At 51.1% G+C, this 14964-nt stretch carries 14 protein-coding genes; 5 read left to right on the forward strand and 9 right to left on the reverse strand.

The genetic code is table 11. The features are described 5' to 3' along the window. Positions 1–12: 12 nt before the first annotated feature. The 3 genes from AABA21_RS03835 to aroF all read right to left on the reverse strand — a co-directional run bounded on the left by AABA21_RS03835 (position 13) and on the right by aroF (position 2410). Entirely contained in the window at positions 13–849 is an 837-nt protein-coding gene (locus AABA21_RS03835) for an IS3 family transposase (protein WP_338247663.1), read from the reverse strand. A 14-nt stretch (positions 850–863) separates the two neighbouring features. After that, entirely contained in the window at positions 864–1175 is a 312-nt protein-coding gene (locus tag AABA21_RS03840; RefSeq protein ID WP_338247664.1) for a transposase, read from the reverse strand. Between the two features lie 155 nt (positions 1176–1330). Next, positions 1331–2410: a 3-deoxy-7-phosphoheptulonate synthase gene (gene aroF / locus AABA21_RS03845; protein WP_338247665.1), complete on the reverse strand. Its 1080-nt coding sequence runs from the start codon at positions 2408–2410 to the stop codon at positions 1331–1333. Between the two features lie 242 nt (positions 2411–2652). On the opposite strand from aroF, the gene AABA21_RS03850 reads away from it, so the two are divergent. Beyond that, positions 2653–4815, forward strand: coding sequence for an ATP-binding protein (locus tag AABA21_RS03850; RefSeq protein ID WP_338247666.1), 2163 nt, complete (start codon positions 2653–2655; stop codon positions 4813–4815). Here AABA21_RS03850 and AABA21_RS03855 read toward each other — a convergent pair. The 6 genes from AABA21_RS03855 to AABA21_RS03880 all read right to left on the reverse strand — a co-directional run bounded on the left by AABA21_RS03855 (position 4762) and on the right by AABA21_RS03880 (position 9461). Further along, positions 4762–5025 (reverse strand): hypothetical protein, encoded by a 264-nt coding sequence (locus AABA21_RS03855; protein ID WP_338247667.1) that lies wholly within the window; start codon positions 5023–5025, stop codon positions 4762–4764. The two genes, AABA21_RS03850 and AABA21_RS03855, sit on opposite strands and share 54 nt — an antisense overlap. Before the next feature lie 62 nt (positions 5026–5087). After that, the gene (gene sbnA, locus AABA21_RS03860) at positions 5088–6071 is read right to left on the reverse strand and encodes a 2,3-diaminopropionate biosynthesis protein SbnA (RefSeq protein WP_338247668.1); all 984 of its coding nucleotides are present in this window, start codon (positions 6069–6071) and stop codon (positions 5088–5090) included. Between the two features lie 7 nt (positions 6072–6078). After that, positions 6079–6867, reverse strand: a complete 789-nt coding sequence (locus tag AABA21_RS03865) for a 4'-phosphopantetheinyl transferase family protein (protein ID WP_338247669.1) — start codon at positions 6865–6867, stop codon at positions 6079–6081. Further along, on the reverse strand, positions 6864–7670 hold the full coding sequence (locus AABA21_RS03870; RefSeq protein WP_338247670.1) for a thioesterase II family protein: 807 nt from the start codon (positions 7668–7670) through the stop codon (positions 6864–6866). Before AABA21_RS03870 ends, AABA21_RS03865 begins: the two co-directional genes overlap by 4 nt. Before the next feature lie 199 nt (positions 7671–7869). Next, positions 7870–8940 carry an ornithine cyclodeaminase family protein gene (locus tag AABA21_RS03875; protein WP_338247671.1) on the reverse strand — a complete coding sequence of 357 codons (1071 nt, stop codon included), beginning with the start codon at positions 8938–8940 and terminating at the stop codon, positions 7870–7872. Positions 8941–8942: 2 nt separating this feature from the next. Beyond that, positions 8943–9461, reverse strand: a complete 519-nt coding sequence (locus tag AABA21_RS03880) for a helix-turn-helix domain-containing protein (RefSeq protein ID WP_338247672.1) — start codon at positions 9459–9461, stop codon at positions 8943–8945. Positions 9462–10108: 647 nt separating this feature from the next. Here AABA21_RS03880 and AABA21_RS03885 point away from each other — a divergent pair. From AABA21_RS03885 to AABA21_RS03900, 4 genes are all read left to right on the forward strand, one after another. Next, the gene (locus AABA21_RS03885) at positions 10109–11383 is read left to right on the forward strand and encodes a spinster family MFS transporter (RefSeq protein ID WP_338247673.1); all 1275 of its coding nucleotides are present in this window, start codon (positions 10109–10111) and stop codon (positions 11381–11383) included. A gap of 362 nt (positions 11384–11745) precedes the next feature. Continuing rightward, entirely contained in the window at positions 11746–12861 is a 1116-nt protein-coding gene (locus AABA21_RS03890; protein ID WP_338247674.1) for a D-alanine--D-alanine ligase family protein, read from the forward strand. An 848-nt stretch (positions 12862–13709) separates the two neighbouring features. Next, positions 13710–14357, forward strand: coding sequence for a hypothetical protein (locus AABA21_RS03895; RefSeq protein WP_338247675.1), 648 nt, complete (start codon positions 13710–13712; stop codon positions 14355–14357). Positions 14358–14664: 307 nt separating this feature from the next. Continuing rightward, on the forward strand, positions 14665–14883 hold the full coding sequence (locus AABA21_RS03900) for an MbtH family protein (protein ID WP_338247676.1): 219 nt from the start codon (positions 14665–14667) through the stop codon (positions 14881–14883). Positions 14884–14964 lie beyond the last annotated feature (81 nt).

Genomic DNA, 14964 nt, shown 5'->3' on the forward strand with positions numbered 1-14964 from the left:
AAAAAGACGTTCTCATAAGGAAATCAAGGGAGCACCATGCAACTGATGATCTTGCGCATAGCGCAGGGGTGAACAATTGCCGACGCCCTCATGGGGACGTAACGTATTGTAAAAATTGATCCATGCCTCTGCCGCCCCGAGAAAGTGGCCCAGGCTGTGATACGAACGGCGGTCAGCTACTGCGAGCTTGAAGGTGCCCACAAAACGCTCGGCATAGCCATTATCCGTGGGCGTGCCGGCACGACTCATCGATTGCAGGAATCCTTTTTGCAACAACAGATCTCGAGTACATTGTGCTCCATATTGTTTGCCTTGATCGCTATGCCAAATGGCGTCAGCCGTAGGAAAGGTCATGGTCTCAATGACGCTGGTCACCAGATCGGCGCGCATATGATAATCAAAAGCTAACCCGAAGATTTGGCGCGTCTGTTTCTCCAGGGCAAAACAGCCTCGTACGCGTGATTGATCCGCGAGATGCACTTCAAAAATGTCGGAAAAAATCACCTGGTGCGTGTCCTCCTCGCTCATGTCTCGGACTAGATTTGGAGCCGTCTGCGTCGCCTTGCCAGGATAGACATACTTCTTCTTTTTGCGTCGAGCGGCGATGCCATATTTGTGCATCACTCGTTTGACGCGATTCTTTCCGGTGTTGATGAGCTTCGCTAGTTTGCGATGCCCCAGTGTGTCATCGAGTTCCTGCCAACCCTCAATTGCGACGACGAGCTGCTTATCCATCTGCGGTCGCTTAAGCTGCAGATACAGACTACTGCGAGCGATACCAAGAGCACGGGCGAGTTGTGTTTTGTTGATCGGACCACCAGAAGCGCAGAGGGTTCGCCCAAGTTCCACTTTCTCATGTGCGCTTAATTGCCCAGTAGCCCGCGGGATTTTTTTAGCAGATCATTTTGCACGGTGAGGTCACCAATGAGCTGCTTCAATTCTTCAGGAGATTCTCCTGGTGCATGGCCCTGTGACTGGTTCCGTGTTTTGGGATCGCGTTGATCGGCAAAAATCTCTGGCCCTTTTTGTTGAAATTCTTGACGCCATCGGCTGATCACCGAGCTGGCCAGGCCAAACTTTCGGCACACTTCTTCCAGGGTGGTCTCGCGCTGAAAGCTTTCCATGACGACTTTAAATTTAAATTCCGGCGTATACGTTTTCCGCTTGCTTGCCATGTTTCCGTACCTCTCTTCTTTCACCGTCTATTGTACCAGGTACGTTACAACATACGAGAAATAGGGTGAGCAAGGGACCACTGCGCGGAACTTCCTGTCTCTGTATTATAAGGAACAGGGAGAGTGCTGCAAGTCCCTTGCCCGATGGGATCACTTCATGCAATCTGTAGTGCGCTCTGTTTTACACCATTGAGCACCTCGTGAATGGCATACGTATCCTCAACGATGGATTGCAGTTGCATGGGAGAGAGTGCCTGATTTTTATCGGTCAGAGCCTGGGCTGCATTATGATGTACCTCTATCATCAAACCGGAAGCGCCCGCGGCGATCCCCGCCCGAGCCATAACCGGAACAAGCCGGCTAAAACCGGTCCCATGGCTGGGATCAATGAGCACTGGCAGATGGGTTAACTCTTTTAAGACAGGCACCGAAGCCACATCTAACACATTGCGCGTGTGCGAGTCATAACTACGAATGCCACGTTCACAGAGCACAACATTAGGATTGCCCGCGGCAACGATATATTCAGCAGCCAGCAGCCATTCATCAATGGTCGCGGACAGACCGCGTTTCAGCATCACCGGGCGCTTGAGAGGATGGGAGCCGACGGCACGCAAGAGCGGATAATTATACATATTGCGACTCCCAATCTGCAGCATGTCCGCGTACTCAGCGACAACATCGACCATGGCTGGTTCCATCACTTCAGTCACAACTGGTAAACCGGTGAGCTGTCGGGCCTCGGCGAGCAACTTTAATCCTTCAATGCCCAGACCCTGAAATTGATAGGGTGAGGTCCGTGGTTTAAAGGCACCCCCACGTAACATCTGGGCACCCGCATTCTTCACAGATTGGGCCGATGCCAGCAGCTGATCACGACTTTCAACGGAGCAGGGTCCAGCAATAACAACCGGGGCCAGTTCACTGCTATCGCCGATCGCAACCTCCTGGCAATCATGATCCTTCCCAACCACAACACAGCTACTCTCTTTGTAGAAGGCCCGGCTCACCAGCTTATAGGGAGTGTCAACGGTGACAACGTCCTCAACAACGCCATGGTTGCGAATAATGGTTGCTTGCATATGATCCAGCGCGGCCGCGTCGATCGCTATCGTCTCATAGTGGCCGATCCGCACAATCTCCAGTGCGGGGTGTGATTCTAAAAAGCAGGAAAGTAACGATAGCAGTTGTGTTTTCTCCTCCATGGAGGCTTGCTTTCGCAGCAAAATAATCATGTTTCATCCTCTCTATGTAAAAGCCCGACGGTGGCGGCTGGCCGGGCATGCGGCACCGCTAGTGGTGCGGCTCCGTCTCCCCTTGTATCCCACTCTGGTTGGGAGTGCCTGAAAGGATATGCCCCCACGTCACCTCCTTTTCTGGGGGCATGAAAAATACCTCAGGCAGGGCATGACTTGCGCTACATGAATAGGTAGGATATAGAAAGATGCGTCTCAGTATGAGAAGGGAGAAAAATGCTGTGCGTCTCACACCATATGTGATAGAGAAAACTACCATGCATACAGGCCTCCACCTTTCATTGCTTGGTTCGCCGGAGGTAACAAACGCAGGGAAAACCATACATTTTTCTTCTTCGCGCAAGGCGCTGGCATTACTGATCTATCTGGTGGTTGAAGGCCAGGTACAGTCCCGCAAAAGATTGGCGGAATTGCTCTGGCCTGAAAGCGATGCCATCCATGCCAGGGCCGCATTGCGCATTACCTTATTGGACTTACGGAAAATGTTAGAGGTCATGGATCATCCTCCATTACTCATCGATCGCAACACCTTGAGCATCGATATGCAGGCCGGGGTGACGACCGATCTACAGGTGGTACAGACTTCTCTACATATCATCAAAACGCTGGCGAACAATCCGCTCATTGCGGCGGAAGAGCTACGCATCCAACTACTCACCCATCTGCATACGGCGGTGAAGCACTATCGTGGAAGCTTTCTGGATAGCTTCTCACTGCGTGACTCGGCCGCCTTCGATGACTGGGCCCGCTACCAACGCAACTACTGGCATCAGAGTATGCATATGGTCTTTGAGCAGCTGGCCCAACTGCATGAACGAGCCGGCGAGCTCCAACAGGCCATTGAGATCGTCTCACGCTGGCTGACCCTTGATCCCTTTGACGAGGCGGCTTGCCGCCAATTGATGGGCCTACAGGCGGCGGCGGGCAATCGCATTGCGGCGTTACAGACATTCGATACCTACCGCCTGCACCTGGTCGCTGAAATGGGGGCCGAACCATCATCGGCCACCATCGCCCTCAAAGAGCGTATCCGTGCCTCGACCCCAAAGGAGTCGCGCACAAAAAAAGTTCAACCGACTGCTTCTCCCTCCTCGCTCCTGGTGCCGCCCTTTGTCGGGCGGGCCCAGGAATTTAATACACTCCTCGAACATTTCTACCAGGCTGAAGGCGGAACGCCACAGGTCATTACGCTAGAGGGTCACGCCGGATCAGGCAAGACACGTCTGGCGAACGAGTTCTTGCAGTGGTGTTCAGCACAAAATGCCACCATCCTGCGGGGGAGCGCGTTTGAGGGCAGTAGCAGCCTGCCCTTCCAACCACTGATCGATGCCCTACGCGTCCGCGTAGAACAGGAGAACGCTCCCGATGATCTGCTGGCCGATGTATGGCTGGCGGAACTCAGCCGGATATTGCCCGAACTACGTGAGCGATACCCTGACCTGATCCTGCCTCAGAACGAAGATGCGATCATTCGCACCCAGATCTTTGAGGCAATCGCTCGCTTATGCAATGCCTTTGCCCGGCAACGCAGCGTCATCCTGTTCCTCGATGATCTCCACTGGGCACATCCTGACCTGCTCGGTGGCATGTACTATCTCATACAACGCTGGCAACAGGCCTGTAGCCCTATTCTGGTCTTCCTCTCCTTTCGACCAGGTCAAACACACAATTCATTCATCACATTGGAGGATTGGAGCAAAAAGCTGCAACGCCTCATTCCTTCAGTTGTTCATATCTCTCTGCCTCCTTTCATGCCATCTGATATCATCGTGGTGCTCCAATCATTGACAGCCGATCTGCATACTGATTCGGCGTTCTCCTTTGCTGCACCCGATATCACGAATGCGGACCAGCTCAATGGACTGGCAGACAAAATCTACGCGCTCACCAGTGGGCATGTGTTCTACACCATCGAGACCATCAAAAGCCTGGTCGAGACCAGGGCCTTCTTACCCCTACAACAACGACTGCATGCCCAGGAGAGAATGGGAGATGCGCTGCACACAATACTGCCGGACAGTATTCAGCGGCACATCCTGCTCGCCTTTAAGCAAGCGACCCCGCAAGCGCAGGCGCTCTCCATCGCCATCGCTATTCTCGGGCCAGGTACCACATTTGATCAGCTCTGCCGCGCCGCCGACCTGACAGAAAATGAGGGGCTGGCAGCCTTAGATGAACTGCAGAACACCGCCCTGTTACGCCCGGGTACCAGCCAGGACGAGCCACCCTACCACTATCAATTCACCTACAGCAAGACCGACGAGATACTCAAGACGGCAGCTGGCCCTACTCGCTCTCAGATGATGTTACGCCGAACGTCAGCGACAGATTCAATGGACAGCCAGTTCAGAGACCTCCATCACCATAGCGGTAATGGTATGTAGATTCTGAAACACGGCGGGGACCATCTTTTCCGGCGGCACATCGAGTCCATAGGTTTCATGAATAAAAGCGACCAGGTGAGCGATCTCCAACGAATTGATGAAGCCCCAATCCAATAATGGCGTATATTCCTCCAATTCCTCTTCCACTCCATCCAGAACCCGATAGGTAAAGTAGTCTTTAATCTGTGTGAGCACCACAGCGTGATCCATGCTCAACATTTCCTTTCCATCTCCTGGCACTCCAGGCTTGCACTCAGATCTGGGCAAGCAAGCTAGATAAGGGCGACATCTAATTCCCTGAACATCGTTTCCTGGGCCACCTGCGCGAACCATTGATCGTTATAGACCAGGTCCAGGTAGCGCTCACCGCGATCGGGCAGAACCGTCATTACCCGGTACATCGGCGGGAAGGTTGGCATGAGCTTATAGAGGGCCGCGATCACAGAGCCAGAAGAACCGCCGGCAAAGATACCCTCACGGGCCAGCAGCGAACGGCAGCCCAGCGCCGACTCATAATCATTGACATGGACCACGTCATCGATCTCGTCCCGACTGAGCAGTTCCGGCACACGACTTGAGCCAATCCCCGGGAGTTCACGCGGGCCAGAGGCCTGGCCAAAGATCACCGACCCCACCGCATCAACCGCAACCACTCGCACATTCGGAAAAGCCTTCCGCAGTCGGCGCGAGATCCCCAGCAGCGTACCGGTCGTACTGACAGCGACCATAACACAATCAACCGGAGCATCCAGGTCCGCCACCATTTCTTCGCCGGTACCGTAATAGTGGGCCTGCCAGTTCAACTGGTTGGCATACTGGTTAATCCAGTAGCCATTAGGAGTCGTTTGCAGCAGTTGCTGAACCCGCGCGATACGCGTCTTGAGATAGCCTCCCTGGTCGTCTTTGGTTTGCACCATATCGATGTTGGCACCCATCAGGCGGAGAATCTTCAAGTTCGTGGGTGAGATCTTGGGGTCCACCACACAGGTCAGCTTCAGGCCATATGAGCGGGCCACCATCGCCAGGGCGATACCCAGATTGCCAGAGGTGCTCTCGATAATATGGGTGGAACTGGTAATGGTTTTATCGCGCAGCCCTTGCTCGATAATGAAGCGGGCCGGCCGATCTTTAATACTCCCTCCTGGATTTAAAAACTCTAATTTCGCGATCACACTTAAATCGGCCTGCGGAAACAGTCGATTCAGATAGACCATGGGCGTTGTACCCACGCATTGAGTGATAGAAGAATAAATCATAGATACCTCATGCTCCTTTTGCTTGCCATTGCCATAGTTCAATCAGAGGGTCGTTCGATGGACGGGTTTCGACAACCAGCGCGGCTTTATATTGTCGGGCAAAAGATGAAGGCAGGGAAATATTCTGCAATTTCCAACGCTGCACCTCTGCTGGTTTCCCCTGTACAGCCAGCAGTTCAGCCGCCTCTCCTGGGAGAAGCGAAACATCAAACTGATCCAGGGGCTGCGACAAACCATTGCCCAGGGCTTTCACATATGCCTCTTTGCGGGTCCAACACGAAAAAAATGCTTCGGTCCGTTGATCCTGCGTCATCAGAGAACGCAGAGCTTTACGCTCAGAGAGCGAGAAAAAGTTATCAGCAATCTGCTCAGCATCGGCAAGATGGCGCATATGTTCCACATCAACACCCAGTTCGCGATTGAGCGCCACCGCATACAAGGCAATGCCATGAGAGTGCGACACATTAAAATTGAGAATATCATTCGCCCGTAACTGCAAAAGAGCCGGCTTGCCGTGCGCGCCATAGCAGAAGTGCAATTGTTGCGCGTCCAGGCCAATATAGCGTCCAAGCACATCGCGCAGCACTCCGCGGCCAACAATAAAATGCTGTCGATCGTGTTCAAAGTAAAAGCGCCTGGCACGGGCGCGCTCCTCAGTCGAGAGGGTTTGATAGAGCTGCTCAACCACCGATTTGGGTTGCTCAAGTACCGCATACCAGAGATGAACGGTGCGTGCTGATAAGTGCGGCAACGCAGGTGGTGAGCGCCACAAATCCTGCGCAAGTGAAGTCATCATGACGCAAGCCCCCGCAGGCAGCCACACGTTTGACAGGCAACCGTATTCAGATTCAGCAGCTTCTGGGCAATAAACTTTGTTAGATACTGCCGATGGCGATGCAAGAAGAAGTGATCGCCATAGAAAAAGCGCCGACAGAAATGAGCGGAGGTGTGCTCACACCAACCTTCAAGCGCGTCACGCGGCACATCCTCATCCTGCAACCCTCCCAGGGCAACAATGGGACAACTCAGCTTCGCCTGCGACTGGTATGCATAGGTCTCGCAAAGCTCAAAGTCGGCGCGCAAAAGCGGCAGGAATAGCTCTAAAAGCTCCTCGCTCTGCAAGACCTCTTCCGGCGTCCCGTTAAGTTTGCGCACCTCCTGAATAAAATCGGCCGTCGGTAAGTGATGGAGCGTTTTGCGCTGGCGCGGGACATGTGGGGCGCTATGGCCTGAGACAAACAGATACTCTGGCTCCCAGCCATAGGCATTACGGATAGCCCGGGCCAGTTCAAACGCGGTTAAAGCGCCCATGCTATGGCCGAAAAAGGCAAATGGGACATCTAGATATGGTTTGAGCACGGGCAACAGCGTTTCAACCAGCTGATTCAGATTGGTAAAGGGAGGCTCAGCAAAGCGGTTCTCACGCCCCGGCAATTGCAAGGCACAGAGCTCGATCTGCGCGGGAAGCTCCTCGGCCCAGCTATTATAGATAGAAGCCCCCCCACCGGCATACGGAAAACAGAACAAGCGCACCTGTGATTCGCGTTGCTGCTTCTGCGGAAAAAAGAGCCACGACTTATCATTTGGATGAGATGACATAGAGTCCGCCTTTCATTGCTGCATCGTCATCTGGTTCTGGTAGATACCAGCCATAGCACTTTGTGTTGCTGGTCTCATGATAGCGGACATGGCGTTAGATACAACGTTAGCGGAAGTGTTAAGCCGCAAAAAGACAAAAAAACCTTTTGCTGGAAGGCAAAAAGGTTTGAAGGGTGAGGCTACGTTTGAAACAGGAAGCTTAATACTCGAGATAGGTGCCCAGACCTAATGCCAGGGCGCGCTGATAGATATGGGAAGCCAGGCCAATATCATCGATAGAAAGGCCAAAGGGATTGATCAGGATGATATCTTCCGCCCGCTCACGTCCCTTACGGGTCCCAAGCACAAGATCGCCGATCTGGGCGTCGATCCGACGCTGCCCAGGTCCGGGAAGGGCTGTCTCATCGTCAGGACCAATGATCTGACCCGCGCGATACATGCGCCCGATCAACCTACGTGGATCATTTTTCACCAGCGACCAATCATCAACGATAACTTTGTCAGCCTGAAAAACAATTTCGGGGAGCGCATCATCTAAAGAAACATTCACCAGCATTGCCCCCGGCTTGAGCCAGCCATAGTGAATATACCCTGTGGTCGTGGTTGTGGCCGGGATAATGACGTCGGCCTGTTCAATTGCCTGCTGGGCACTTTCAGCCAGAGACAACTGCACATCGTGCTCCTGTAAGAGGGGGGAGAGGTGCTCGCCACATGCCTGCACGCGCTCGGGGAGCAGATCGAACATCAGCACATGACGCACCTCGGGAAAACGTTGAATGAACAGCGACACATGCGCCTCAGCCAGCACACCAGCGCCGATCACCGCAATCGTGGTAATGTTCTTCTCGCCCCGACAGAGCTCTGTCGCCAGGGCCGACACGCTGGCAGTACGCAGGCTGGAGATGTAGGCCGCCTCCATAATACAGGTAATGCGAGCCGTCATCGTATCAAACAACAATGTCACGCCACTGGCGCGCGGCAGATGACGCCGTGGATTGCTGGGATTGCTATTGATGATTTTGGTACCGGCCGCATCAAACTCGCCTCCCAGATAACTGGGCATGTTCAGGCTGCGCAGGCTCTCATCTTCCCGATTGCGCCAGCCCAGGTACGCCTCATCAGGTAAGAGCGTTTCATGCAATGCGTGCAAGCGAAACACCTGGCGCAAGACATCAACGCTATCAAGAGATCGGCTGGCCTCAATCACATCCGCGCGCTTGAGGTACAGCAACCGGTCAGCATGCGATACATCCCTGCTTCCATTATTCATGATTAATAGTCCTTCTTTTCATCTTTGAGCATCAGATCATCAAAAAGGGAAAGAATGCCAATATAGTAAGCCGCCAGCAAAGCATCACGCTCATTATGGACGCCAAGGCGTTCGTAGATGTGCTGCCGATGTTTATTCACAGTAGCGGGAGCAATACATAATTGTTCGGCAATCTGCTCCTGATCATAGCCACGAAACATCAATTTCAGCACTTCACTCTCCCTCTTCGTCAGTGGCTCATACACCTGGTAATCGATATGCGGGCATTGACTATGAAGAAAGGTAGATTGCTCCAGGGTGTAGAGCAGCCAGCTGCAGGATTGGGCGAGCAGCTGCGCAATGACCAGAGGGAGGGCTGGCTGTTCTGTATTGAATGGATCAACGGCAATATGTAAAGAGCCATACACATTCCGGCCAAATTGAACCGGCAGAGACATGGCCACTTGATGAAAATCGTGAGGAAGCTTCACATCGCGCTCTTTCTCCTTTGTTAAGGAGAGCTGGGCGCGATTCTTCGTCACATACCGTACTTCCTGGCAGAGTCGAAATACAGCTCCTCTCACCTGATGGCATAAAATTTGTCCCAACGAAAGAATATGCATAACTACATGGATGTCATCAATAGAAGTGTTGAGAGCATCGGGGGACGCACCCACCTCACCGAGAGGAGAAAGCGCGCTCATAACGTTTATCGGCGCGGATCTGATATGCATCGACTTCTCCATTGTTTCACTAGCCTCAAAAGTTTCAAAAGTATCTTCTCTGTTGATATACCCTATTCTCAACAGTTTGTCAAGTATTTAAAATACTAATAATATCCTTAGTTTTAAAAGTTTCAAAAGTTTCATTGATATCTAAAGGTTGAGTTTGACAACATGTATATGCATGTGTTAAATTTATGCATATACATGCTTTGTTAGCTAAAGAAACAAAAACTATTGAAAGTCCATTTATCTCAAAAAGTCATCTTCCTTCCACCATAAAATCATCTGCCTCATATGTTACAGCAATGCGCCACAGTACCTGCCGATTTCCCATAAGAACCTTGTTCATGCCTTTTTGTTGGTAGCAAAGGAGCAGTTATGGATCAGACCATGCAAACCTCAGATGTGTTGGCCCAAAAGCACCGGCGCGCTCGCGCTACGCAGGCTGGTACATTTTAGGAGTCATGTTTGGCATCAACCTGTTAAATTACATGGATCGCTATATTTTCTCCAGCATCGCGACCGCGGTCGCCAAAGATCTCCACTTTGGTATAGATGGTATCGGCTTCATCGCCTCAGCCTTTCTCATCGTCTACACCATCTTTACGTTGCCACTGGGATTGCTCGCCGACAGCATCTCTAAGAAACGGCTGATTGCTTTCTGCACCATGCTGTGGAGCGTGAGTACCATTTTCTCCGCACTGGCAACCAGTTTTATCGCTCTCTTTTGTACGCGCATGCTGCTAGGGATTGGTGAGGCGGGCTACTATCCCGCGGGAACGGCACTGCTCAGCCAGAGATTTCCAGCCGATAAGTGGGGAAAAGTCTTGAGCTGGTGGAATGTGGGGGCTACCATTGGATTGATGGTTGGTTTCATTCTGGGAGGTATGATCGTCAGTACGTCACCACACGCCTGGCGCCTGGCCTTTGTGCTAAGCAGCGTCCCGGGTATCCTGCTTGGATTTCTCGTATGGAAGTTTCCCATACAGGAAAAAAACGTCAGAAAACTACGTATCAATCGGCAAGCACTCAAGCAAGCTGGTACGCAAACCGTGGAGCGCATCAGCAACTTACTGCACATTCGCAGCTTTCTCATGCTCACTGCGATGCAGATCTTCGCCTTCTTCTTCCTCGGCGTCGCGGTTATTTTTATGCCAACTTATCTACAACAAAAGGATGCTTTTCATCTCGATCCGGCTACCGCAGGCCTCTACTCGGGCCTGATGGTTGTCGTAGCGGGCGTCGCGGGGACGATCCTGGGAGGGATATTGGCCGATAGCTGGCAGAAGCGTTTTGCGGGCGCCCATATTTTTATCTGTGGAGCAGGCTTTCTCATTGGCGCGATCTGTTTCGCGCTCGCCATGCTCAATAACAACTTTGTCGTCTTTAGCATCTTCCTCTTTCTCACGCTGTTATGCGTCAATCTGTACAATGGTCCTGCGGCTGCCGCGACGCAGCAGATAGTAGTGCCAGCCATGGGATCCTCGGCCCTCGCCCTGTCGCTGGTGATCGCGCACTTTTTCGGTGATGCCTTTGCGCCATCCATTGTCGGAGCCATCACCACATCTCTTGATCCCACCCATGGTCAACACTTTCTCCTCAACAGCGCCGGCCAGGATCTGCGCCTGAGCCTACTCGCCTTCTGTCCCACAGCTCTTTTCATCGCGGGTATCCTCGGCATATGGGGGGCTCGCTTTGCCGCCCGGGATCGTCAGAAAACCCTGGCCCCCAACAACTAAGAGAGGGTGTCAGATATCCTTTGTCATGTAGTAGACGTTGGTCCATGGGAGCGCATTCGAGCTCCCATGGACCAACGTCTACTACATGACTTTTTCTTAGGTGATACTTTTGAAACTTTTAAAACTTTTAAAACCATGAATATTTTTGGCACAAATTGCAACGAAAAACCCTTGACAGACTTTAATATGGTTCAGTATAATTCATTACGGATACAGCGGATGCAGTTAAAACTTATAGTTCTCCCAGCGCTATGGAAATAGCATATATCACTTCTTACATCTTGTGGTTATCGTAACAGGCGTATCAACAACGGTGATCCCCAGTGTTCTTTTATTTCTTCAGATTAAGGAAGGCCTGAAGTATGAAAAAGAGACTCTCTATTGGCATTCTCTTTGGTGGTCGTTCTTCAGAACACGAAGCTTCTCTAGCGTCCGCGGCCTCTGTCCTCAAACATCTCAAGCAGGATAGATTTGATTTAGTGCCGATAGGTATCACGCAAACAGGACAATGGGTGACCCAGACAACTCCGTATGAATTACAGCACAGGGATTGTGAAAGTCAAGCATTGAACCAGCCAGAGCAGTTACAGCACACAACGATCGTTGATATGGCACCTCACTACGCGTCAGTTATGCCGCATCCCCTCTCTTCTGTTACCCCAAAAATTGATGTGATCTTTCCCTTACTTCATGGCACATATGGGGAAGATGGAAAGCTGCAAGGCTTATTAGAGATGCTCGGGATCCCCTATGTTGGTTGTGGTGTACTTGGAGGAGCAATCAGCATGGATAAAGAAAAGACAAAACAGATCCTACAGGCAACAGGACTGCCAGTCGTTGACTATAAGTCGTATCGCCGCGCAGAATTGGAGCGCAATCCCGAGCGAATATTGGATGCGATAGAAGACCACTTCGACTATCCATGCTTTGTCAAGCCCGCAAATGGAGGCTCTAGCATCGGGGTCAGCAAGGTACGTTCGCGCGAGGAGCTACGCCAGGCGGCATTTCTGGCCGCCTCATACGATCAAAAGATCCTGGTAGAGAAGGCGATTAATTGCCGTGAAGTAGAGTGTGCAGTTCTAGGGAACGAAGACTTACTGGCATCGGTAGTAGGGGAAGTACTTATTCGCGATGAATGCGATTTCTACGATTACCATGCCAAATACATTGAGCCCTCCACCAAAGTGATTCCCGCTGAAATCCCTGATGACCTGGCACTTGAGGTACAACAACAGTCCATTAAAGCCTTCCGTGCCCTGGAGTTAAGCAGCCTGGCGCGCTTTGATTTCTTTCTGGAAAAAGAGACCAAAAATATCTACCTCAATGAAGTAAACACGCTTCCCAGCTTTACTGAGGATTGTATGTATCCTAAATTGTGTGAAGCCAGTGGCCTTGCTTATCCGGATCTGCTGGAACGCCTGATTGAACTTGCCGTTGAGTCTTACGAGGATCGTCAGAGAAACGCAACCAGTTTCTAGGAATCGCACAATCCTTCACCCTTTTTTCTCGGAAAAAAAACATATTTCTATACGAAGAACAGAAAAGTCCGCCCGTTCTGCGTTTGTAAATCAAGTGCAAGCATAGGCGGCTTTTTCGTTTTTGGAAAAGCGCGGTAGGGGCGAAAGCGCATGCAGGCTGCAAGCAATGACCATGAACATCGGCTACTTTCTAATGTAGATGCAAAAAATATACAGTCATGTACGCATGCAAAATAATGACACTTTATATATGATTAAAGCATATTAATAACAAGCCGGGAGAAACAACGAAAACCAGGGGAATCTTTCGATAACGGGTAACAGGCTGGTGGCCCGTTAGGTATAGATCCCCTGGCAAGGAGGAGCGCAATGCGAATACTACACTGGGATAAAAAACGCTCTTTTCCCAAAGAGATCATCCTCCACGATTGGAGGAGATGGGCCGCGCACAATGGCTATGTCTTAGACTCTACAGTCCCTTTGACACTGGACAGGATAAGCATGCTCTTTGAGGTTTACAAACATCCAGATCCTCATCATACCGATGCATATTTACTGTATCATCCTCCCATAGGAGACACGACCAACACGGAAGTGTTATGTATTTTGCCCGACCGGACGGTGCTGAATCAAATTTTAGAGGCGGAAAAACAAATGGCTCTCTCCGTGATGAGGCTACTACAGCAAAAGGATGATCCTTCGTAGCAGCTTTCTCAGGGACACTATGTCTATCCGATTCCTTTGAGAAACCACTCGCAAGGGTACGAGAAGATGAAGAGAGCCGGAACGGGATAAGGTATAATTTGAAGATAGAAGCGAGGAGAATGAAGCGAAAAAGGAGAGGCGAGATGCAAGATATTCCGGTGCAGGCGGTTTCTTTTGGCAGGTCAAGTATAGACGAGCAACAAGAGGAGATGGAGATTGGCATTCGCTGTTTCGGCAGTACGTATATTACCCCCCTGGCTGAACGGATTCGCTTTCAAGAAAAAAATGGCTACTCATTTCATTCTTTAAAAGTCCACCAGCATGTGGTGGGATATTTCTCTTTATTTCGCTTTACCCCTGCTTTTCAAGAGAACTTGCTCTGTGGTACACGCATTGAACGCGACATTACCATCCAGGACGTGCTCGCGTTCTCACAGCAAGAACCATTTGATATTTATATCGATGTCATCGTTGTTGACCCTGCGCTCCCCCGTCATCAGCGGAACCTCTACGCCGGTTTACTGATTCTCTACTATACTGACCTCATACTCCATCTATCCCATCAGGGCTTTCACATTGAGCATATTTATACCGTCACGACTACAGCGGCGGGAGCCAGCCTCTCACGGAGAATGGGCATGCAGCCAATGCCGGATAAATCACAGATACCAGGCCGGATCGCCTGGGCATGTCATTTTAAGCAGGAGGGCTATCCTATTTATTGCCAGCTCCACCAAGACTTCCTACGCTATCAGAACAAACTGAGCAGCATGACCATGATGCGGGACTAACCGTTCTGAAGGCAGGATTTGTACGCCCGACAGGGTAGAAGAAATAAACCATTGAGCGCATGACCTGGCCAGCAATTCATAGTACACTTCGTCATGAAGAGGATGGAAGTGCACTGGTGTGGGTAATCAGGTGCTGAAGAGGAGCGGTCACTGCGCTCACACGATGTTTCGTGAGCCAATCAGAAGTATATACTTGACGACACGGCTCTATCTTTATCGCCTCCCTTACAATCGATATCTCTTAGACACAATGTTGCTGGAGAGCGCAGCTATGCGAAAGCCAGCAAGCAGAAGGAGTTCACTCGCAATGAGCCGTGAGCAGAATGAAGATAACACCGTTTATCGTGTGGTCGTCAATCATGAGGAACAATATTCTATCTGGCCTGAGTATCTCCCTATTCCTCTTGGCTGGAACGACACTGGTAAAAGTGGCTTGAAAGATGAATGCCTGGCCTATGTAAAAGAGGTCTGGACCGATATGCGTCCACTGAGCCTGCGCAAGAAGATGGAGGCGTCAACGCTTTAGCCAGAACGTGCATATGCCACCATCACATCATTTTTTCTATCTAGCACACGTTGATCGGCTCTTTTCAAGCGCGCACCCTGC

The organism is Dictyobacter halimunensis, assembly GCF_036245075.1.